The sequence below is a fragment of the Trichothermofontia sp. genome (assembly GCF_053493415.1).
Map to the genome: position 1 here is coordinate 1 of NZ_JBRCAD010000215.1, position 20,505 is coordinate 20,505.

General features: G+C 55.3%; 20 protein-coding genes. 11 read left to right on the forward strand and 9 right to left on the reverse strand.

Translation table 11 applies throughout. The features are described from left to right. Positions 1-184: transposase family protein (locus ACWIUF_RS19055; protein ID WP_448574156.1), on the reverse strand; the 184-nt coding region annotated here is incomplete at its 3' end. A gap of 95 nt (positions 185-279) precedes the next feature. Beyond that, positions 280-621 carry a GTPase gene (locus tag ACWIUF_RS19060; protein WP_448574112.1) on the reverse strand — a complete coding sequence of 114 codons (342 nt, stop codon included), beginning with the start codon at positions 619-621 and terminating at the stop codon, positions 280-282. Between the two features lie 201 nt (positions 622-822). Here ACWIUF_RS19060 and typA point away from each other — a divergent pair, with 201 nt between their 5' ends. The 5 genes from typA (at position 823) to ACWIUF_RS19085 (ending at position 6,907) form a co-directional block, all read left to right on the forward strand. Then, positions 823-2,613 carry a translational GTPase TypA gene (gene typA, locus ACWIUF_RS19065; RefSeq protein ID WP_448574113.1) on the forward strand — a complete coding sequence of 597 codons (1,791 nt, stop codon included), beginning with the start codon at positions 823-825 and terminating at the stop codon, positions 2,611-2,613. Between the two features lie 92 nt (positions 2,614-2,705). After that, positions 2,706-3,455, forward strand: a complete 750-nt coding sequence (locus tag ACWIUF_RS19070; RefSeq protein ID WP_448574114.1) for a hypothetical protein — start codon at positions 2,706-2,708, stop codon at positions 3,453-3,455. Between the two features lie 154 nt (positions 3,456-3,609). Beyond that, positions 3,610-4,761, forward strand: a complete 1,152-nt coding sequence (locus ACWIUF_RS19075) for a UDP-sulfoquinovose synthase (RefSeq protein ID WP_448574115.1) — start codon at positions 3,610-3,612, stop codon at positions 4,759-4,761. Positions 4,762-4,939: 178 nt separating this feature from the next. Next, on the forward strand, positions 4,940-6,130 hold the full coding sequence (locus ACWIUF_RS19080; protein WP_448574116.1) for a glycosyltransferase family 4 protein: 1,191 nt from the start codon (positions 4,940-4,942) through the stop codon (positions 6,128-6,130). 93 nt (positions 6,131-6,223) lie between these two features. Then, on the forward strand, positions 6,224-6,907 hold the full coding sequence (locus ACWIUF_RS19085; protein ID WP_448574117.1) for a ribosomal protein L7/L12: 684 nt from the start codon (positions 6,224-6,226) through the stop codon (positions 6,905-6,907). Positions 6,908-7,313: 406 nt separating this feature from the next. Here the strand turns inward: ACWIUF_RS19085 and ACWIUF_RS19090 are convergent, their stop codons facing one another. Both ACWIUF_RS19090 and ACWIUF_RS19095 read right to left on the reverse strand, forming a co-directional pair. Next, the gene (locus tag ACWIUF_RS19090; RefSeq protein ID WP_448574118.1) at positions 7,314-7,487 is read right to left on the reverse strand and encodes a hypothetical protein; all 174 of its coding nucleotides are present in this window, start codon (positions 7,485-7,487) and stop codon (positions 7,314-7,316) included. A gap of 266 nt (positions 7,488-7,753) precedes the next feature. Next, positions 7,754-9,988: a glycoside hydrolase gene (locus tag ACWIUF_RS19095; RefSeq protein WP_448574119.1), complete on the reverse strand. Its 2,235-nt coding sequence runs from the start codon at positions 9,986-9,988 to the stop codon at positions 7,754-7,756. Between the two features lie 310 nt (positions 9,989-10,298). Between ACWIUF_RS19095 and ACWIUF_RS19100 the strand changes: the two genes are divergently transcribed. From ACWIUF_RS19100 to ACWIUF_RS19115, 4 genes are all read left to right on the forward strand, one after another. Continuing rightward, positions 10,299-10,727, forward strand: coding sequence for a DUF2996 domain-containing protein (locus tag ACWIUF_RS19100; RefSeq protein ID WP_448574120.1), 429 nt, complete (start codon positions 10,299-10,301; stop codon positions 10,725-10,727). 235 nt (positions 10,728-10,962) lie between these two features. Further along, a complete protein-coding gene (locus ACWIUF_RS19105; RefSeq protein ID WP_448574121.1) occupies positions 10,963-11,982 on the forward strand; it encodes an ABC transporter substrate-binding protein in 1,020 nt (339 codons plus the stop codon). After that, entirely contained in the window at positions 11,979-13,364 is a 1,386-nt protein-coding gene (locus ACWIUF_RS19110; protein WP_448574122.1) for a sensor histidine kinase, read from the forward strand. The genes ACWIUF_RS19105 and ACWIUF_RS19110 overlap by 4 nt, the downstream gene beginning before the upstream one ends. Further along, the gene (locus ACWIUF_RS19115; RefSeq protein WP_448574123.1) at positions 13,361-13,759 is read left to right on the forward strand and encodes a sensor histidine kinase; all 399 of its coding nucleotides are present in this window, start codon (positions 13,361-13,363) and stop codon (positions 13,757-13,759) included. Before ACWIUF_RS19110 ends, ACWIUF_RS19115 begins: the two co-directional genes overlap by 4 nt. Before the next feature lie 177 nt (positions 13,760-13,936). Here the strand turns inward: ACWIUF_RS19115 and ACWIUF_RS19120 are convergent, their stop codons facing one another. The 5 genes from ACWIUF_RS19120 to ACWIUF_RS19140 form a co-directional block, all read right to left on the reverse strand. Next, positions 13,937-15,202, reverse strand: a complete 1,266-nt coding sequence (locus ACWIUF_RS19120) for an ATP phosphoribosyltransferase regulatory subunit (RefSeq protein WP_448574124.1) — start codon at positions 15,200-15,202, stop codon at positions 13,937-13,939. A 63-nt stretch (positions 15,203-15,265) separates the two neighbouring features. After that, positions 15,266-16,225, reverse strand: a complete 960-nt coding sequence (locus ACWIUF_RS19125; RefSeq protein WP_448574125.1) for a J domain-containing protein — start codon at positions 16,223-16,225, stop codon at positions 15,266-15,268. Between the two features lie 139 nt (positions 16,226-16,364). After that, entirely contained in the window at positions 16,365-17,450 is a 1,086-nt protein-coding gene (locus ACWIUF_RS19130) for a RuBisCO accumulation factor 1 (protein WP_448574126.1), read from the reverse strand. 32 nt (positions 17,451-17,482) lie between these two features. Further along, positions 17,483-18,265 (reverse strand): methyltransferase domain-containing protein, encoded by a 783-nt coding sequence (locus ACWIUF_RS19135; protein WP_448574127.1) that lies wholly within the window; start codon positions 18,263-18,265, stop codon positions 17,483-17,485. Between the two features lie 263 nt (positions 18,266-18,528). Continuing rightward, entirely contained in the window at positions 18,529-18,753 is a 225-nt protein-coding gene (locus ACWIUF_RS19140) for a hypothetical protein (RefSeq protein WP_448574128.1), read from the reverse strand. Between the two features lie 292 nt (positions 18,754-19,045). Between ACWIUF_RS19140 and cysE the strand changes: the two genes are divergently transcribed. Then, on the forward strand, positions 19,046-19,840 hold the full coding sequence (gene cysE / locus ACWIUF_RS19145; RefSeq protein ID WP_448574129.1) for a serine O-acetyltransferase: 795 nt from the start codon (positions 19,046-19,048) through the stop codon (positions 19,838-19,840). Between the two features lie 7 nt (positions 19,841-19,847). Next, positions 19,848-20,486 carry a lysophospholipid acyltransferase family protein gene (locus ACWIUF_RS19150; RefSeq protein WP_448574130.1) on the forward strand — a complete coding sequence of 213 codons (639 nt, stop codon included), beginning with the start codon at positions 19,848-19,850 and terminating at the stop codon, positions 20,484-20,486. The last annotated feature ends 19 nt before the right edge of the window (positions 20,487-20,505 follow it).

Below are 20,505 nucleotides of genomic sequence, written 5' to 3' on the forward strand. Positions count from 1 at the left end.
AGAATTGGCGACGCGGAATTCGCAAGTATGCTGGCCGACCAAAAATTGCAAGATCACGCACGAATACGGGCCGATTCTGATGCAGCTTATGACTGCTAGTCTGACAGTAAGGGCAAGTGGCTGCTTCGTTTAATAAGTCTATAAGTCTAACTGTAGGAATACTTGCTCGGCTTCCTGAGTGCAGATTTCAACGGTAACGTTTGGCAAGTTAAGTAGAGAATCCAAATGCCAGTCCATTGCTTCATCACCAACGCACTATTGGCATCCATTGTAACATATTCACCAAAAACCCAGAAGAACCGAAGTAATTAGTAGAAAACAGTCATAACTTAGAAGATCAAGATTTTCAATATAGGTTTCTCTTGGCCATTTTACGGTTCCACAACCTGGTAAGTCAGTAAATAAAATGCCTTGATGTTTGAAGGATTGTGCTTTTTCAGTTGTTTCAATGACATTTACTTTGGCAATACGCTCACCAGCAATTGCATTGATGAGTGAAGATTTTCCACTACCTGATGCACCAATCAAAGCACAACGCACTTCTGCGTTTTCAAACCCTTGTATTTTTTGACGACATTGTTCAGCGAATCTGAATAGTTCATCTACTCCGTTGCTACTCACTTTCTTGCGCCTCACACCCAGTAAGTTGAACCAACAATCATCCTGTACCTAGTATAGCTAGCTCCCACTGTCACCACCCACCTACATTTTGCGTTAGAATTGTTAAGGTTTATTTACATCCCTGGGCCGATCGCCGATCCCAATCCGCGTCCCGACCCAGCCGTTTGACTCGCACACCTCGCTCACCGCACTTGGAGCCTTATGTCCCTGCCCATTCGTAACGTCGCCATCATCGCCCACGTTGACCACGGCAAAACCACCCTGGTCGATGCCCTGCTCAAACAATCCGGCATTTTCCGCGAAGGTGAGGCCGTCCCCGATTGCGTCATGGACTCCAACGACCTGGAGCGCGAGCGCGGTATTACCATTCTTTCCAAAAACACCGCCGTTCGCTATGGCGACACCCTGATCAATATTGTCGATACCCCTGGTCACGCCGACTTTGGCGGTGAAGTCGAGCGCGTCCTCGGCATGGTCGATGGTTGCCTGCTGATCGTTGATGCCAACGAAGGGCCAATGCCCCAAACCCGCTTCGTCCTCAAAAAAGCCCTAGAAAAAGGACTGCGCCCGATCGTTGTCGTCAACAAAATCGATCGCCCCCAAGCTGACCCCTACGGCGCGATCGACAAAGTGCTCGACCTCTTTATTGAGTTAGGTGCCGACGAAGATCAATGTGACTTCCCCTACCTCTTCGCTTCCGGCCTCGACGGCTACGCCAAAACCGACCTCGACGGCGAGAACCAGGACATGCGGCCCCTGTTCGACGCGATCGTCCAGCACGTTCCGCCCCCGATCGGTGACCCCAGCAAACCCCTGCAACTGCAAGTCACCACCCTCGACTACTCCGACTACCTAGGCCGCATCGTCATTGGTCGCATCCACAACGGCACGATCGCTTCCGGTCAACAGGCCGCCCTTGTCACTGAAAGCGGCGCGATCGTCAAAGGCAAAATTACCAAACTCATGGGTTTCGAGGGCCTCAAGCGTATTGATCTGGAAACCGCCAGTGCCGGAAACATCGTCGCTGTGGCTGGATTTGCTGAGGCTAACATTGGTGAGACGATCACCTGTCCCAACGAACCCCAAGCCTTGCCCCTAATCAAGGTCGATGAACCCACCTTGCAGATGACCTTCTCCGTCAACGACTCCCCCTTTGCCGGTCAGGAAGGCACCTTTGTAACGTCACGGCAGGTGCGCGATCGCCTGATGCGGGAACTGGAAACCAACGTCGCCCTACGGGTCGAAGAAACCGATTCCCCCGATCGCTTCCTCGTCTCTGGTCGCGGTGAACTCCACCTGGGAATTTTGATCGAAACCATGCGACGGGAAGGCTACGAATTCCAAGTTTCCCAACCGCAAGTTATTTACCGCGAAGTTAACGGCCAACCCTGTGAACCCTTTGAATATTTAGTGCTCGATGTGCCGGAAAGTAGCGTGGGCAGTTGCATCGAACGGCTCGGTCAGCGGCGTGGCGAAATGCAGGATATGCGCGTGGGGATTAACAACCGCACCCAGTTGGAATTTGTGATTCCCGCCCGTGGGCTAATTGGCTTCCGGGGTGAATTCATGCGCATGACCCGGGGCGAAGGCATCATGAACCATAGCTTCCTCGACTACCGTCCCTTCAGTGGTGAAATCGAAACCCGCCGCAATGGTGTGATTATTGCCTTTGAAGAAGGGGTTGCCACCTTCTATGCCATGAAAAATGCGGAAGATCGAGGCGTCTTTTTCATCACCCCTGGCACCAAGGTTTACAAGGGCATGATTGTCGGCGAACACAATCGGCCCCAGGATCTTGACCTGAACGTTTGCAAAACCAAGCAGTTAACCAACTTCCGGTCTTCAACGGGGGATGAATTGGTGCAACTGCAAGCCCCAGTCGATATGAGCCTAGAACGCGCCCTAGAATACATCGGTCCCGATGAATTACTGGAAGTCACCCCGACTTCGATCCGTCTGCGCAAAGTTACCAAGAAGTTGGTGAAGCGCTAAAGTCGCGCCAGGAAATGTGAGGCAGGTAGCGAGGTCAATGGGGTATGACACCCAAAGGTTAGAATTAGGTTGACTAGCTGGCAAGGTAAGTCATGATTCAGGATCTTGCGCGACGGTTATTGGTTGGGATAACCACCCTCACTACCCTTACTTGGCCGATCGCGGCGATCGCGGCCTCCCTGGGAACCTTACCCGTGATCAATGGTATTCGTCCAGGGCGAGTCAACTACCTGCCATCAGAAACCCAGCCTCGCCCCAAGGTTGAACGGGCAATTCTAGAGGCGTTGGCCGAACCCTATACTCCCGATCAGTCGCCCCACGATCGGCTGCGATATTACTACAACCGCATTGACCTAAACGGCGATCGACGACTGGAAACGATCGCCTACGTCGTTGGGCGAGAAACCTGTGGCCGTAACGGCTGTCTGGCTTTAATTTTTACCCAAAGTCCCCAGGGGCTACAACAGGTGGGTCAATTCATCGCTGTTCATGTACCGATCCTAGTCCTCGATCGGAAAACACGGGGTTGGAACGATCTCGTATTTTTTATCTCGGAGGGAGATTCTCCGCCCCGCTATAAACGGGTTCAATTTGATGGACAGACCTACGCGAACCAGCCCGCTACCGAATCCGATATTCCCCCGCATACATCCCTCCGGGGCACAGCGATTCTGGCTAATCCCATCCGCCTTACCAATGGTCTACCTCTGCGCACCTTGGCCGAACTCCCAACCGCCGCGCCGCGCCCTGACAGCCCCGATTTGGACCCTGATCTAGAGAGGCATGGGGAAGCACCCCCCAGGGTCGGGCAACCCCTCCCGACCACCCAGTCCTCACGCTAGCAGGTTAAAAAGCGATCCTGATGAATGCGTGAATCCTTGTATTGGGGTTGGCAAAAACGGGATTGCCTTGACGGGAGTGCCCCAAGGAAAGTGGGCCAATTTGTCCCCCAAGGATGGTAGATTGGGCGAGTATTGGCAAGCAACAGGTAGCGAGATGAAAGTCTTAGTCATTGGCGGCGATGGGTATTGTGGGTGGGCCACGGCGCTGTATCTCTCAAATCAAGGCTATGAAGTTGGCATTTTAGATAGCCTGGTGCGGCGTTACTGGGATATGCAGTTGGGCGTCGATACCCTCACCCCGATCCTGCCAATTCAAGAGCGGATTCAGTGCTGGCAAGCCTTGACCGGCAAGACGATCGATCTCTTTGTCGGTGATATTACTGATTATGATTTCCTGAGCAAGTCGCTGCGGACCTTTGAACCGGATGCGATCGTTCACTTTGGCGAACAGCGATCGGCCCCCTATTCGATGATCGATCGCGAACACGCCGTCCTCACCCAGGTCAATAACGTGGTGGGGACCCTCAATTTGCTCTACGCCATGAAGGAAGATTTTCCTGATTGCCACCTGGTGAAGCTCGGCACAATGGGCGAATATGGTACCCCCAATATTGATATTGAAGAGGGCTACATCACGATCGAGCACAACGGTCGCAAGGACACCCTCCCCTATCCCAAACAACCGGGCAGCTTCTACCACCTCAGCAAGGTCCACGACTCCCACAACATCCACTTTGCCTGCAAGATCTGGGGCCTCCGAGCGACGGATCTCAACCAGGGTGTAGTGTATGGGGTCCTAACTGAAGAAACGGGGATGGATGAGCGCCTGATTAACCGCCTCGACTATGACGGGGTTTTCGGGACCGCTTTGAACCGCTTCTGCATCCAAGCCGCGATCGGGCATCCCCTGACGGTCTATGGCAAGGGCGGTCAAACCCGTGGGTTCCTGGATATTCGCGATACGGTGCGTTGCATGGAAATCGCGATCGCCAATCCCGCCGATGCGGGGGAATTCCGCGTGTTCAACCAATTCACCGAAATGTTCAGTGTCGGGGATCTCGCCCTCAAGGTCCAGGAAGCCGGAAAATCCCTAGGGTTAAAGATTGACATCAATCACCTGGAAAACCCCCGCGTGGAGAAGGAAGAACACTACTTCAACGCCAAAAACACCAAACTGATTGATTTGGGTCTGCATCCCCATTACCTCTCGGATGCCCTGCTGGATTCCCTCTTGAACTTCGCAATCAAATACAAGGATCGCGTCAATCAGAACGAAATCCTGCCCAAGGTTACCTGGCGGCGTTAGGTCATGACTGGAGCGCTGTCGGCATGGGGTGTAGGGGCAGGTTTGCCTACCCATTTGCGGGGAAATGACGATTCCTGTGAACCTGCCCCCTAGCTTGAGAGAGGGCGACCTAGGGGTTGCTGCATACAGGATAATCAACTGGGCGGGTTTATGCAGAAAGCTGTTTCTGAGCCAAGGTTTGGGCGCAACCCGCCCCTACAATCCGCAATTTCATTTGTTGAATTCCTGGTTGAGTATGCGCATTGCCCTGTTTACCGAAACCTTCCTCCCCAAAATTGACGGCATTGTCACCCGTCTCAAACACACGGTGGATCACCTCCAACGCCTTGGTAATGAAGTGCTGGTTTTCTGCCCGGACGGCGGGTTGACGGAATACAAGGGAGCCAAGATCTATGGTGTTCCCGGAATGCCTCTACCCTGGTATCCAGAGCTAAAAATGGCGTTTCCTCGCCCTTCCCTGGGCCAAGCCCTAGAAACGTTTCAACCGGATATTGTCCATGTGGTGAATCCAGCGATTTTGGGATTGGGCGGCGTGTACTACGCAAAGGCATTGAAATTGCCCTTACTGGCCTCCTACCATACCCATCTGCCCAAGTATTTGCAGCACTACGGTTGGGGGATGCTGGAGGGGGTGCTGTGGGAGTTGCTGCGGGCTTGCCATAACCAGGCGGCGCTGAATTTGTGTACTTCCAATGCCATGATCGAGGAGTTACGATCGCACGGGATTGAACGCCTGGATCTGTGGCAGCGGGGAGTGGATACGGAACTATTTCGGCCCGAATTGGCCAGTCGGGAAATGCGCGATCGCCTGAGTCAGGGCTATCCCGATGCGCCGTTGTTGCTCTATGTGGGGCGGTTAGGCGCAGAAAAGGAAATCGATCGCATTAAACCGATTTTGCAGGCAATTCCCGGTGCCCGGTTAGCGTTGGTTGGGGATGGTCCCTACCGGGAAGAATTAAAAGCCCATTTTGCTGATACGCCCACGAATTTTGTCGGCTATTTAGTGGGTGAAGAACTGGGTTCTGCCTTTGCCTCAGCAGATGCGTTTATTTTCCCCTCACGCACGGAAACCCTGGGGTTAGTGTTGTTGGAAGCGATGGCGGCAGGGTGTCCCGTGATTGCGGCGGCAGCAGGGGGCATTCTCGATATCGTCACTGATGGGGTGAATGGTTATCTATTTGATCCCAATGATGAGCAAGGGGCGATCGTGGCAACCCAACGCTTACTCAACCAAGGGGCAGAACGGGAGTTATTGCGCCAGAATGCCCGTATGGAGGCAGAACGCTGGGGCTGGGGTGCTGCCACCCGTCAGTTGCAAGACTACTACGAAGCGATTATTGAGGGTCAACAAATGCCGATCGCGGCTTGAGGGTAAGGGTGAGGGGGCGCGATCGGGGATGGGCCTCAGGGCTTCTCCTAGACTATAATCCCCCCAAGGTTAATTTTCCAAGGTGTCCCACAGATGACTCAAGTGGCCGCTAAAATTCTGTTGATTTTGGGCCTTATTCTGTTGGCATCAGGACTCTATGCCCCGTTTGACCCAGATAACACTCCTGAAGAGAAGCGCTCTGGCCTAGTCGCTTGTCTATTGTTTAGCACGCCAATGCTAATCGGAAGTGGCTGGTTAATGTGGCGATCGCAGCAAAGAAAACTGAAGCAAGAGAGCGATCGCCTGCAATCTATCTTCTTGCAACTCTTGCAAACAGAGCAAGGCCGTCTGACGCCCCTGCGGTTTGCAATGGAGTCAGCACTAGAGTATAAACTGGCTAAAGCTTACCTAGATGCCAAAGCTCTTGAACTCAATGCTAATTTTGAAGTAGATGATCAAGGCAATGTACTCTACGCCTTTCCCATCAGTGGCTTGCCGTTGCCGACATTTAATAATGATCTGTCTTTATCTCTGCCTCAGGTGCCAAGCACACAGCAACTCGATGTCATTATGGGTGTGGTACCTGCGAATCAGAAATTAGCTGCAATCAAGATCGTCCGAGAGTTCACGGGGTTGGGACTGAAGGAGGCTAAGAAGACTATTAATGCCGCCCCCCAGCACCTGCCGCAATTCATCCGCTCCGACCAGTGGGTGGCATTTGAGTCGGCCATGACCGCGATCGGTGTTCAAGTGAGACAGGCAGATCATCTGGATTAATCGCCGATTTTCTAATAACCAGCACAACCTAGTACAGTAAATATAAAGTTTCGCAACGTTGGTAGTAACGACTTGAGGCGTTGCAGGCTAAAGCCTGAACTACAAACCTTGCATCATTAATTATGCGCTGCACTAGTCAAAAATAAAGCGAGGCATAATACAACCGTTCTCTCGCTAATGAAGTACTGTCAAGCCTGGCGAACAAGGGGCTTAAGCCCCTTGTCTGTACCTCACCGGGTATGGAAGTGCTGTACCTTGTCTGATGCTGCGTGTAATCGGCTAGCGCTAGCTTTCCCCTAGGCTGGGTGACCAGGGAGTGGTCACGATCGCCCCCCCAGCACCCAGGTTACAGCACTCAGGGTACGCCAGCCCGTTGTCTTGATACTAGCCGAGGGCATGGCGTGGGCTAGATAACGGGATGGGTAGGATAGCTCGTGACCAGCCACCAGGCAACCACTGCCAGGACCAAGACACATAGCTTCACAATCACGTAAACTACCGGATTTCCGGTTGTCAGGGTCGCCAACAACATATCGACCTCCTTGACCCGATCACGATCGGCGATCGGCAGCCCATTCACGCTAAACGTCTCCCTTTATCTCCTATTGTCTGCCCTGCATTGACTGCCTAGGGGACATGACTCCCTTTAGCAACAAGAATTGATAATTATTCATCAGATCCCTCTGCACCTACGAGGGAGTTTGACAAGTCCAGAGACAGGCCGTTTGGGCAACTAAAGTCGCCACTACAAACGCAAAACAATGCTGCGGACAGCCAACTATTGACGTTTGGAGTCGCGGTTTTAACCGCGCTCCCCCCTTTTAAAACATCTTCTAAGGGAAGTGACTAAGGCGCTTGAATCGAAACCAGCCGATGTTCTGGTAAAAAGCTATGGTAGCGCCCCGCCTCTGAGAGCACCGATACCAACTGCAATGACCAATCCGGCTTTGTATTGAGATCTGCCCAGGGGACGGCAATTTCCAGACATTCCGCGATCGCGGCGTGGGCACGGTGATTCCGGGCGTGCCAATGGTTCCCACCGGCTGCCTCGTGGAGCAGGATAGAATGGGTCACCAGATTCACACAGAGGTGATGGCGGAAGCGATAGTTCAGGGGGGCCTGGTCCGGCCAGTCCAGCAAGGGAAGCTGACTGGTCTGCACCGGTTGATCTGGGTAAAACCAGAATAAGTTCAACTCCGGTGGGAAATCTACCCCCGGCCTACGCCCTAACTGGAAGTCAAACCGCAGATAGAAGTTTAAGTGATCGACGCCGTACCAGAGCCGCTGGATATCGCTACTACGGTGCATGGTGCCCCGCGCCCCTCCAATCTCAATCCGACCCGCGTGATCCCAATCCTGCTCATCAATCCAGCCATTGATCACCGGATGGATAAAGCGTTGGGGCGGATGATCCCCAACTGGCTTATGGTCTTCTACGGGGTGCTGGAGAGCGGCAGGGATCGGCTCCTGCAATGCCTCATAGAGGGCACACAGGTGTTCCCGAAAGAGTTGATCAAACATGGCATCCTGGTTGGAGCTATGGCCCGCCCCAAACCACCAGAACCAATCTGACCCCTCGGCAGCATAAAGGGCTTCCCAGGCCGCTGGATTTTTCCGCTCCGTGGCCTCCGGATGGGCCGCTAAGACTTGCCGTGCCGCCGTTAGTAAATCCCAGGCCCGATTCTTCGCCGGACTCCCGATCCAGGTGGTAAAGCTGCCATCAACCCAGGAGCCACTGTGCAGGCGATCGCTCGGTAACGTCATCGTCGGCGGGAACCGCTTGAGGAATTCCGATACGGTAAGCAGTTGCAAGTGGGGATGGTGATGCAGGGTGCCATAGAGGGCTTCTAAAAACGGTTTGCCGTCCTGTTGATAAAACTCCCAACAGTTTTCCCCATCCAGGGCGATCGTGACCAGCCAGGGATGATTCAGCGCGGTGCCCCCCCCCGCTTGGCGTTGTTGGAGGGTGCGGGCGATCGCCTCCAGGTGACCCACCAGATCCGCCGCTGCCTCCTGGGGAGGGACCGCCCCATAGGTAAAGCCAATCAAGTCCGACAGGCGATGATCCCGAAAGACGATCGCCAAATCCCCCGCCGGGGTAGGTAGCCGATAGGGGCGATACAAGACCTCCGGCTCCTCCAGATTACCCGTCGCGTCGCGGGGAAACAGGTGGCGCAAGGTCCAACCCAGCACGGCCTCATCGGAACAAATCCACTGGAAGCCCTGCTGGGCAATGGGGGCCAGGATGGCAGGACTCACCGACTGCTCCGATGGCCAAAGCCCCCTGGGGCGACACCCAAACCATTTCTTATAAAGGTTCCAGGCTTTCTTCAGGTGGCGGGGAATATCCTCCGGCCATTGGAACCGTTGGTGCGGTAAGGGCATATTCGGCACCGCAACTCGGCCAGCCTCCGTATCCGCCAGCAAGGGGAGGATCGGGTGGGTATAGGGACTGGTCATCACTTCCAGTTGCCCCGCCTTTTGCATCTGGCGGTGTTGGGGAATGATCCGACGGATAATCTCCTGTTGCTTGGCCAGAATGCGGCGGCGATCGTCTAAGGTAAACCCGTGGGCCTTTGTCAACCACTGACGCACCTCCGGCTCATCCCAAAACAGGGGATCAATCCAGGCCAAATTGTGCCATGCCAGCAGATCACTGTAATCCTGCCCCTGCCAGTGCTTCAAACACCAGGCCCGTCCCCGCTCATGGCGTTGCTCGTAAAGGTGCCGGTAGCGCCAATGGGGGGCGATCAGGTGATGGTAGTTGGCATCAAAAAAATGCTCGATAATGAAGGCTTTTTGGGTAGCGTCCAATTGCTCAACCGGCGATCGCGCCAATGCCATATAGGGATCAGTGGCCACGCCAGTGGCGTAATCCTCCAACTGCAAGAGCAACGAGGGCACAAGGTTAACCGTTTGGTGCAACCGGGGATACCGCTCCAGGAGCAAGACCAAATCGAGGTAATCCTTGGTGCCATGCAGCCGCACCCAAGGCAGGTGATATTGGCCTGAGCGTCGAGATTTATAAATGGGTTGATGTTGGTGCCAAATAAAGGCGATATAGAGGGGATGAGACATCATCGCGGAGAAGGCCATGATGGGCAATGCATCGGTATCACTATGCCCCCTCCAATCAGGGACTGCCGTATCTTTGATGCATTTTTAAGGATTGGATCTTTCACCCGATCTTGACATGGAGCGCAGGACGATCGTCCCAACCCCCGTGAGCGATCGCGTCGCGTCCCCCAAGGGAAATCACCCAGAACCCGCCGGTCCCTCCAGTTCTTTGGTAAAGTTTTGGTTACATGCGATCGCGTTCGCGTAGCGTCCCCCAAGGGGAATCGTCAACCCTTAGCCGCGATCGTGACACCCTACCCTCAACCTCGGAACTATGGCAGACGAAACCCCCGCCGCTCCAGAGAAACCGACCGCCAAGGCAGCGGCGAAAAAAGCCCCCAAAGCAGAGGACAAACCCTTTGCCGACTTTGTGCAACAGGACCTTCTGCCCGCCCTGAAAGCAGCCCTCACGAAACAAGGGCTTCAGGATGTGGCCTTAACTTTTGAGCAGCGACCCTTGCCCGTAGTGGGTGTCCCCTGTTGGCAGGTCATCGGTACCTGGATGGGCAACCAGCGCCAATTCAACCTAGCCTTCGTGGATGGCGACATTGGTGGTCGGAAACAGTTTGCGTATGCGGACAATGGCACCCAACCCAGCCTGTTGGAATCCTTTTTAATTGACGAGCGTCGGATCACCCTCGACCTGTTGGTGTTTGGGGTCATCCAGCGACTGAATGCCCAAAAATGGCTAGTGCGGAATTAGTCATGGGTCTAACGACCGTCGGGATGCCAGGGGGACACCCTCTCCAGGGCATTTCGTCTACGAGGATACTTCGGAATTTGAGAATGGGTGACTACGATCTGTAGATCACACTGTGGATTACGAACTCAATGTGGGATAGCTGTCTCGGCTGTCTGGAGGGTCGGCAGGATGCCTATCCCACCACTGCGTTTCGATTGACTGACGATCGCTAACAACCCTTCCTAGGTAAATCGTCATGACCCATTTTGACTCGCGCAGGCCAAGGATATGGGGCCGCAATCGCTGGTCACGCCGCCATTTCTTAGGGTTAGGGCTAGCGGCTACTTTACTGGCGATCGTGCCCGCTTGTGTACCCAGTTCCCCCCCCCCACCCCTTCGTGTTGGGACCAATGTGTGGCCGGGATTTGAAGGCTTTTACCTGGCCCGCAATCTGGGTTATTTCGAGGGGACACCCGTGCAAATGGTGGAGTTTGGTTCCTCATCCGAGGTGCTGCGGGCATATCGCAATGGAGATCTGGAGGTAGCCGCCCTCACCCTGGATGAAACCCTGCTCCTGACGGAAACGAATCCCCAAACCCGGATTTTTCTCATTGCCGATATTTCCGATGGGGGGGATGTGATCTTAGGCAAGCCGGGGATTGCCAGTCTCAGTGGGTTACAGGGACAGCGGGTGGGGGTAGAAGCCACGGCCCTGGGGGCCTATGTGTTGACCCGTGCCCTCCAGACTGTGAACCTCACCCCGGAAGCGGTGCAAGTGGTGCCGCTAGAAGTTTCCGAGCAGGAACGGGCCTTTCAAGCGGGTGAGATCGATGCCGTTGTGACCTTTGACCCGGTGCGATCGCGCCTTCTGGCCGAGGGGGCCACCCTCCTCTTCGATAGCCGCCAAATTCCCGGTGAAATTGTGGACGTGATCGTGACAGATCAATCCACCTTAGACAGCCGACGAGCTGATTTAGCCGACCTGGTTACCGGTTGGTTTCGGGCCATTGATTACCTCAAAGCCAATCCCCAGGATGCAGCTACACGGGTGGCACCGCGCCAGAACGTTACCCCAGCGCAGTTTTTAGAGTCCCTAGAAGGCTTATTAATCCCTGGTATTGAGGAGAATCAGCGTCTTTTAAGCCAACAAGATCCGGCCCTTCTGACCGGGGCACAGCAGTTAGTCGAAGTGATGCTGGATAATCAACTTCTCAATCAGGCTGTTGATCCCAAACCGCTGCTTAACGATACCCTGGTGCAAGAGTTAGCAAAATGAACCGTCGCTTCTGGCAACGCTGGCTCCGCAAGCTCCCCCTACCCTTACGCTTCTCAATTCCAGCCACCTTGTTGCTATTGAGTTGTGTGTTAGGGGTGGCCTCCTTTCGCTACGAAGTAGCGCTTGCCTATCGACGGGTTGAGACCGATGGTTACTACCAAGCCCGCTTTTCTGGCAGTTCAACCTCCGGTATCCTTACCTACTTCTATCGCAATAACGATATTGCGGGTGCCCGACTGGCTGTGGGGCAGTTAGGCGGGAATATCAATCTTCGCCTCGGCTTGCTGCTGGATGAACAGGATCAGGTGATGGCCTCAACCCAATACTCCCTCAAATCCCAGCGCCTAACCAATACGCCCGCCGCTGCCCAGCAAAGCACGATCGCCAGGGTCCGGCGATCGCAGTCCGGTCTTGTCACCTTTAGTCCCGATCGCCGCAGTGTCCAAGCCATCTATCCTGTCCTGTTGGGCATAACCCCCGGGGAATTGCGGCCCTCCCGAGTGGGGATCTTGTGGCTGAATTACGACCTGAGCCAAGCCAAAGCCCAGGCTATCCAGGCTGCTGTCCGCCGTGCGATCGTCACTAACCTGGGACTATTGGTGGCCATTGGGTTGCTGTGGTTTTTGGCGGAACAAGTCTTGACCCGGCGGGCCAATCGCCTTGTCTCCGCCAGCCACCGTCTGGCCAAGGGCGAATTGCATATCCGCACCCAGCTACGGGGGTCCGATGAGTTGGCCGAAATTTCCAGGGCCTTCGATCACATGGCCGCGCAGATCGAGAGCAAAACCAATGCTTTAAGGGCTAATCAGGCGGAATTAGAGGCCGCACATATCACCGCCACGCAAAAGGCACGTCAATTAGAGCAAACGCTAAAGGAATTACAACAGGCACAAATACAATTGATCCAAACGGAAAAAATGTCGAGTTTGGGTCAGCTTGTCGCGGGAATTGCTCACGAGATTAATAATCCAGTCAACTTTATTTATGGCAACCTGGTCCATATTGAAGAGTATAGTGCAACCCTCCTAGAACTCATCGAAAGCTACCAACGGAACTATCCGAAGCCAGCCTCTGAATTGGCTCAATTTATCGACAATAACGATATCCCCTTTCTGATCGAGGATCTGCCCAAAATCATTTATTCCATGCGGATCGGTACCGATCGCATTCGGCAAATTGTTCTATCCTTGCGTAATTTTTCACGTCTAGATGAAGCGGAGATGAAAACCGTTGATCTCCATGAGGGGTTAGACAGTACCCTCCTCATCCTCCAAAACCGCCTCAAGGGGAAGGGGGGACAGTCCCAGATTGAGGTTGTGAAACAATACGGTCATTTCCCTGGGTCGAGTGTTATCCCGGCCAGCTCAATCAAGTGTTTATGAACCTGCTGAGTAATGCGATCGATGCCATTTCTGACCCCCTAGAGGAGCCATCAGCAGAGACCGTCGGCACCCCTGTCCCGGCTCAGCCCCCACGGGAAGCCCCACGGGGGAAAATTGTCATCACTACGGAGCCAGTGCCACCGGATCGGGTGCGGGTCAGCATTACCGATAATGGTGCCGGGATTCCGCCAGATATCCAAGCTCGCCTGTTTGACCCTTTTTTTACCACCAAGCCCATTGGCAAAGGGACCGGGTTAGGGCTATCGATTAGCTACCAAATTATTACCGATCGCCACCAGGGCACGATCGGCTGTACGTCAGAACCGGGCCAAGGGGCAACTTTTTGGCTGGAAATCCCGGTGCAGCAGGCAGTCACGACGATCATTGCTAGTTAATTGGCCCTTGGGGATACGGGCAAAAAAATCCCCCCACTGGAGCCAGCGAGGGATGCTGTAGTCTTTGGAATTCTTGCTGGACTTCAGCTTACCGTGTCTGAGGCATTTGGGAAATCCCCCTAGGGGTAGATGGAAAATCTCCCCAGGGGTAGATGGAAAATCGTGGTGCCCCCTTCCCTACACCTCTCGACGACCCTTTGCCAAGGTTTCGAGCGTGGCTTCCCCCGTCGCCGTGATCCAGGCGATCGTCACGCTGCGCTCGCCAAAACGCTGACGAATTTCCGCCGCTTCCTCAGCGTTTTGGGCCATAGCCATCTCCACCGCTAGGGTCGGAGATTCCTCCCGGAGGGCTTGGGCATAGGCAAAGGCCGCCGCCGCCGCCGCTGGGGTTTGGGCCACCACGAGCCAACTAGGAGCAGGCAACTGTTGGGGGAGCGGACCGGCTTGGTGTAGTAAGACCTGATGAATGACATCCGTATTGAGGGAAAACCCAATCCCCGGCATCGACTCCCCTTCGGGATGGTAAAGGCTCATCAGTTGATCGTAACGACCGCCTTGTCCCAGAATCCGTTGACCCGATGTCGTATCGCTAATCACCTCAAAAATAACCCCGGTGTAGTAATCAAAGGGTTGAATCAGGCTTAAATCCAGAACCAGGGAGATCCCTTGACGGGGTGAGGGGGGCGTGTCGCTGCCTGCCCATGCCCCTTGCCGCAGCAGTTCGACCAGCCCTTTGAGGGTATTGACCCGATCGCGTTGCCCCGCCGTCAAGTCCAGTTGGCTCACCCGCTGTAAAACGGCCTCCGGCTGTCCACGCAGATCCATCAGCAACAGTGCCCGTGCCCGCAAAGTATCCGATAGGGGCAGGGCCTCTAACCCCACCCGATCGAGGTGGGCGATCACCTGCCGTACCCGTTGCCGTAGCGGTTGGGGGAAGGGAGAGAGCAGCGATCGGGTTAGCCCCGCTTCCCCTAACAGCAGGTGCCCCCCGGGCAATTGCAAGCGATGTAGGCAGTCCAACAACAGCAGCAAAATCTCACCATCGGCCATGAGGCCCGTTGCCCCCAATAGCTCAACCCCAGCCTGACGAAACTCCTGCTGGCTGGTTTTTGCCAAGCGGCGAAACACGTTCGCCTGGTAGAACAATCGGAGGGGCAGGGTCGCTGTTTTCAGCCGAGTCATGGCCATGCGGGCGATCGACGCGGTGAGTTCGGGGCGAAGTCCCTGGGTTTCCCCCTCCGCCGTTGTCTGAAGCTGGATGACTGTAGACGGCTGCACAGCCCCACCCGCCATCAAGGTTTCCAGCCGCTCAAATGTTGAGGTAATCGTTTGCTGGTAACCCCAGCTACGGAATACCTCCCGGAGACGGGCCTCAATCCAGCGAGTTTGGGCTACTTCCAGGGGAAGTAAGTCCCGCGCACCAGGGGGGGGTTGGTAAATCATCCTAAACCTACTGAGGAGTACGTGCCTAAGGTTTGCCGGGTCCAGTGTACACCGGGCCGGTGGCTATTTTTTACCCCCAAATAGCCGCCCAAATAAGCCGCCCCCCGCCGACTTGTTGGGTTTCGGTGGTGATTTCTGGGGGGTTTTACTGCTCCCTGTGGCCTTGGTTCCGGCTTCCGCCACAGCGTGCCCTAGTTGTCGGAGTCCTTCTTTGGCCTTGCTGTCCTGGGGATTGTGTTTTAGGGCCTGTTGGAAGTGGATTTTCGCCATTGTGTTTTGCTTTTGCGCCAAATAGAGCGTTCCCAGAAGGGTATGGCAACGGGCATTCGTTGGCTCCTGCTTCAGGGCGTCCCGCAGCTCCTTAATGGCTTCGGCATAGCTCTTTTTGGCCATAAATTCTTCCGCCCGCCGGTAATATTGATCACTGATCGAGGGCTTCGGGGTGACCGGAGCGGCGGCGGGTGTGCTGGCGCCGCTGGCTGGGGCGGCGCTGCGCACGGTGGTGGTGGCGGTCGCGCTAGCGGGGGTGATCTTGATGCCCTCCTGGGACTCCATCCGCATCAAATAGGCGAGGTTGAGTTCACTAATTTGCCCGGTCACCGCCACAATTTGATCGAGGGTCGTGTACTGTTCGGTAGACAGGTGCCGCAGGACTTCCCGATAGTGTTTGTTGGGGTCCTTAGCCTGAAGCAGGGCTTTGGCTTCCTGAGTGCGGAGCTGATTCATGGCCTGTTGTTGGATCGCCTGTTTGCCCTTGAGCTTTAGGAGTAGCAGGTATTCGCTCCGTTCGCGATCGTCCTTCAGTAGTTCATAGGCGGGATTGACTAACTTGGACAAAATTTCCGTAGCCGCTTGCTTGTGGGCGTCATCCTCGCCAGTGAGGCTGTCAGGATGGAGACGACGGGAAATCTGCAACCAGCGCTTGCGAATATCTTTGGCTTCGGCATCGATCGGCACGCCCAGTACCGCGTGGTGGTCGGTAAAGTCTGATTGAAATAGCCCCTGCTCGATCTTAATGGACATACCTGGCACTCATCCTGGCAGTTTAAAGAAACTTGTTATCTAGTCTACTGTGACAAATCGGTACCGCCCGATCTGTATTCGGGCGATCGTTGGCCTGGGTTGGACGTGCAGTGAGTTGGACTTTTGAGCGTATTCATGCTTATTCATCGACTTGCCAGAGATCGTTGGCAAGCGGCTCCTCCTCGCGGGGCTTTGACCGCAAGACCAGCAGAACCCGTCCCAGGATAGGCTGCTGGGGGTCTGCCTCGTGCCACTCAATTTGGAGCTGCTCCGCCTGGGCAACGAGATAATAGCTATGGGGGTCCCATTGGCGCTGGGCACGATCGACGATCACCAGGCATTCCGTTTGGGGGGCGATCGTCACCGTGGCGGGCAATGGTAGCTGATCGGAGGTGGCTAAAAGGGCGATCGGGTCCTCCGCCCCCAGGATCACTGGCCAACCCGGTACGGCTACCCACACGCCTTCGCCCCGGAACGTAACCAAGCGGAAATCCCCCTGCTCATCCAGAAGGGGAACGGCTTGCAGATCCGTTGGCAGCAAGGGTAAGCGGCCAACCACAGGCACCACCCGTGGCATTTCCTCCGCCGCCTCCAGGCGATAAAGGGGCAGCAGGGGTTGGGGGTGTTTGGGCGTAACGGTGAAGTCGGTCAGCAATTGTTCGAGTTGTTGGCGGGCGGCGGGGGTGGCCACAAAGCCTAAGCCTTGGGCAATCAGCCGGGAGCGATCGGCCAGATCGCTGGTTTGCCGTGCCAATTTCCAGTAGTGGTAGGCCATCACATCCCCTGGCTGTTCGGAAAATTCTGGCGGACGCTGGCGACTCCGGGCCACCTCTTTATAAATCTTCGCCAGTTCATGGGCCTGATCCGCATCCAACTGTTTGCTGAAGATCAACTCAGCCGCCGCCACCCGCTCGACTTGGCTCAAAATGCGGAGTTCGTAGAGGCGATCGCTACCCGTTTGGGCATAGTGGGCAATCACCGCTTCGGCGGCGGGGGCATTGACGATCGAGGTATACACCTGGGTGGCGACAATAATTTGATTCTGCTGGACCGGCTCAAAGCCCGTGGCTTCAAAAATTTGCTGGGGGGTATACCCGGCTTTTTGCAATTGCTGACAGGCTTGCCCCCACATCACCCAGGTGCCTTGTTTCTGGCGCAGTTGTCGCAGGAGTTCCTCAGCATCGATCGCCGGTTGGGCAGCGGGGTTGGGGGGCATGGCAGTCATGGGCAGTGCGATCGTAATTGACCAACTAGAATTTACTGTTTCTCAAAGATTAAAAGCTGACTGGCGGCCCAGGCGGCTGGTAATTGCCAACGATAGGCTAAGTTATTCAGGTGCAACAGTAGGGAGCGAGGAATGCCCTGCAAACGACGCTGAAACTCTGAAAGTTCGCCCAGGCGGCGGTGTTTTAAGACAAAACCCCGTTGGGCCAGGTAGTTAGCCACAGCGCCAGCATCCAGTCGCCAAACCCAAAGCTTTTCTCCATGCAGGGTGTACCAAATACCATCGCCTAGGGGCAAATGTTGCAAATCTGCCAGGGGTTTCCTCAGGACCCATCGCAGGCAGGCTTCGATCTTATGATCGAGGGCTGATTTGTTGGTAATATACAGGGCTAATTGGCCCCCTGAATCAATGATCCGAGCCAGCTCATCAAGGGCCTTTTCCACATCGGGAATGTGAATGATCACCCCCCAGGAAAAAACATACCGGAAAGACCGATCGGGGAAGTCAAGTTGGGTCAGGTCTTGCCGCTGAAATTGCACCCTGTCAGCCACATTGGCCGCCGCCACCCTTTGTTCCGCTTGGCTCAGCATGGCATTAGACAGATCGATCGCATAGACCTGATAACCCGCTTTCGCAACCCGAATACTGTGCACCCCTGGCCCACAGCCCGCATCTAAGACCGTTGCCCCTTCGGTAACCGCCATCATCTGAAGCATATCTCGAATGGCCCAATCATAGAGCTTCAAGGCAATGGGATGGTAGTAGTCCTGATCCCATTGCTCAACCGTAGAGTCGGCTTCAAAAACTTCTGCCATAGTACTTAACCTAAAATATCGATCAACATACACAGCCGCCATCATGAGTATGATGGGCCAGTACCCTCCCCCTGTCAGCCAACCGCGCCTTAACCTCCCCGCTTTTAGAAGCCGAACGGTCATTGGTCCTGGAGGATTAAGTCCTTGGGCAAAAGTGACGAAGGCTCTGCATTAGTCTCTGCATCTGAACCGGTTGCGATGTATTCTATTGCATCTATCTAGATATTCCCTGTCTAGTACAGCCAACATCGTGAGGCGTTGCCCTAGGCTTCCTCCGCATCCCGTTGATATTTAAGCTGACGCACGGCCTCTTGACCAGCCCCCACCAGGAGGCCAGCGGTAGCCCCCACGATCGCGTATTTACGACCCAGATCCTGGTATAGGGAACTCGCAAAGCGCCCGTGGTGCATTCTGGCGGTGGCTAGCCCGATGACCGCCCCGACCAGCGCGGTGAGTAGGGCCGAAAATAGGATCAGCTTCCGATTCATGCGCCGTACCTCCGAGGGAAAAACTCGCACCCGATCTGACCACACGCGGCTTGACCTGCCGCCCTCTATCCTGACTATTGCTCACCGGACCCAAGCTGAACGCACCCCCTCATAAAATGTTACATTTCCCCCCTGGGAGGATGCGGGCCATCGGCAAAATCAACCGGAGGTGCAAAGGTCAAGGGTGGGCAATCCCTACGGGCAAGGGAGGATATCCTAAGTACCCTGGGGTAGGATCTTTACGGTTAAGATAGATAGAGTTTCACTCCATTGCCATCTGCGGTCATTGCCTGTGCTGAACACCTTCCTAAATGACTTCCGGATTGTCTTCGATCGCGATCCTGCCGCCCGCAACTGGTTAGAGGTCCTGTTCTGCTACCCCGGCCTCCACGCCCTGATCAGCCATCGACTGGCCCACTGGCTCTATCGGCTAGGGGTCCCCTTCATCCCCCGACTCATTTCTCACCTATCCCGCTTGTTGACAGGCATTGAGATCCATCCCGGTGCCCAAATTGGCACGGGTGTCTTTATCGATCACGGTATGGGGGTCGTGATCGGCGAGACGGCGATTGTGGGGGACTACGCCCTCATTTACCAGGGTGTCACTCTGGGGGGCACCGGCAAGCAAAGCGGTAAGCGGCATCCCACCCTAGGCGAGAATGTGGTTGTCGGGGCTGGGGCTAAGGTCCTCGGTAATCTGCAAATTGGGAATAATGTCCGTATTGGGGCGGGTTCGGTCGTCCTGCGTGATGTCCCGTCTGACTGTACGGTGGTTGGGGTGCCGGGGCGAGTTGTCTACCGGGAAGGGGTGCGGGTGAATCCGCTCGATCACAGCAATTTACCGGATTCCGAAGCACGGGTGATTCGCTCCCTGGTTGATCGCATTGAACAGTTGGAAGAACAGTTGCAACAACTCCAGCAGCGTTCCCAGCCAGCCGTGATCGAGGTGAGTGCCGCAGAGTTGAGCGGCGGCACCCTCACCGAAGAGGCGGAATTTGCCCAAATGGTGGCCAAAAGTCAGGCCAAAACCCGGTGCAGTCTGCGCGATCGGGAAATTGAAGCTTTCCTTGATGGTTCTGGAATTTAGGCTGTCCATGTCCCGCGATCGCGAACCGCTAAACAGCCTGATCCTGTACTCCCTTTTCAAGTGGTCAGTGGTCAGTCCCGTTTTCCATACCTATTTCCGGGGCCGGGTCTATGGGGTTGACCAGGTACCCCGTAGTGGCCCCGTGGTGGTGGTTAGTAACCATGCCAGTAACTTTGACCCTCCCCTCTTGTCCTGTTGTGTGCAGCGACCGGTGGCCTTTATGGCCAAGGAGGAACTGTTCCGGGTGCCGGTGTTGAAGCAGGCGATTCGGCTGTATGGGGCCTATCCCGTCAAGCGTGGTGAGGGCGATCGGGCGGCGATGCGGGCGGCGATCGCCGCGCTTCAAGCGGGCTGGGCTACGGGTATTTTTCTCCAGGGAACCCGCACCCCCGACGGTCAGATTACCGATCCCAAGCTAGGCGCAGCCCTGATCGCCGCCAAGGTTAATGCCCCCCTGCTGCCGGTGAGTCTCTGGGGTACGGAGGCGATCGAACAGCCGGGATCAATCTGGCCGCGATCGGTGCCGGTGACTGTGCGCATTGGTCCCCTTATCCCCCCGCCGACCTCCTCAGCGCGATCGGTCCTGGAAGACCTGACCCAGCAGTGTGCAGCGACGATCAATGACCTTCATCGTTTGGGTCGCTAGGTCTAGGATTCAGCCGACT

What these genes read in the sequence shown, in the direction of transcription:
- typA (WP_448574113.1), top strand. Translation starts at nt 823, where the DNA reads ATGTCCCTGCCCATTCGTAACGTCGCCATCATCGCCCACGTTGACCAC.
- ACWIUF_RS19070 (WP_448574114.1), top strand. Translation starts at nt 2,706, where the DNA reads ATGATTCAGGATCTTGCGCGACGGTTATTGGTTGGGATAACCACCCTC.
- ACWIUF_RS19075 (WP_448574115.1), top strand. Translation starts at nt 3,610, where the DNA reads ATGAAAGTCTTAGTCATTGGCGGCGATGGGTATTGTGGGTGGGCCACG.
- ACWIUF_RS19085 (WP_448574117.1), top strand. Translation starts at nt 6,224, where the DNA reads ATGACTCAAGTGGCCGCTAAAATTCTGTTGATTTTGGGCCTTATTCTG.
- ACWIUF_RS19095 (WP_448574119.1), bottom strand. Translation starts at nt 9,988, where the DNA reads ATGATGTCTCATCCCCTCTATATCGCCTTTATTTGGCACCAACATCAA.
- ACWIUF_RS19100 (WP_448574120.1), top strand. Translation starts at nt 10,299, where the DNA reads ATGGCAGACGAAACCCCCGCCGCTCCAGAGAAACCGACCGCCAAGGCA.
- ACWIUF_RS19105 (WP_448574121.1), top strand. Translation starts at nt 10,963, where the DNA reads ATGACCCATTTTGACTCGCGCAGGCCAAGGATATGGGGCCGCAATCGC.
- ACWIUF_RS19110 (WP_448574122.1), top strand. Translation starts at nt 11,979, where the DNA reads ATGAACCGTCGCTTCTGGCAACGCTGGCTCCGCAAGCTCCCCCTACCC.
- ACWIUF_RS19115 (WP_448574123.1), top strand. Translation starts at nt 13,361, where the DNA reads ATGAACCTGCTGAGTAATGCGATCGATGCCATTTCTGACCCCCTAGAG.
- ACWIUF_RS19120 (WP_448574124.1), bottom strand. Translation starts at nt 15,202, where the DNA reads ATGATTTACCAACCCCCCCCTGGTGCGCGGGACTTACTTCCCCTGGAA.
- ACWIUF_RS19125 (WP_448574125.1), bottom strand. Translation starts at nt 16,225, where the DNA reads ATGTCCATTAAGATCGAGCAGGGGCTATTTCAATCAGACTTTACCGAC.
- ACWIUF_RS19130 (WP_448574126.1), bottom strand. Translation starts at nt 17,450, where the DNA reads ATGACTGCCATGCCCCCCAACCCCGCTGCCCAACCGGCGATCGATGCT.
- ACWIUF_RS19135 (WP_448574127.1), bottom strand. Translation starts at nt 18,265, where the DNA reads ATGGCAGAAGTTTTTGAAGCCGACTCTACGGTTGAGCAATGGGATCAG.
- ACWIUF_RS19140 (WP_448574128.1), bottom strand. Translation starts at nt 18,753, where the DNA reads ATGAATCGGAAGCTGATCCTATTTTCGGCCCTACTCACCGCGCTGGTC.
- ACWIUF_RS19150 (WP_448574130.1), top strand. Translation starts at nt 19,848, where the DNA reads ATGTCCCGCGATCGCGAACCGCTAAACAGCCTGATCCTGTACTCCCTT.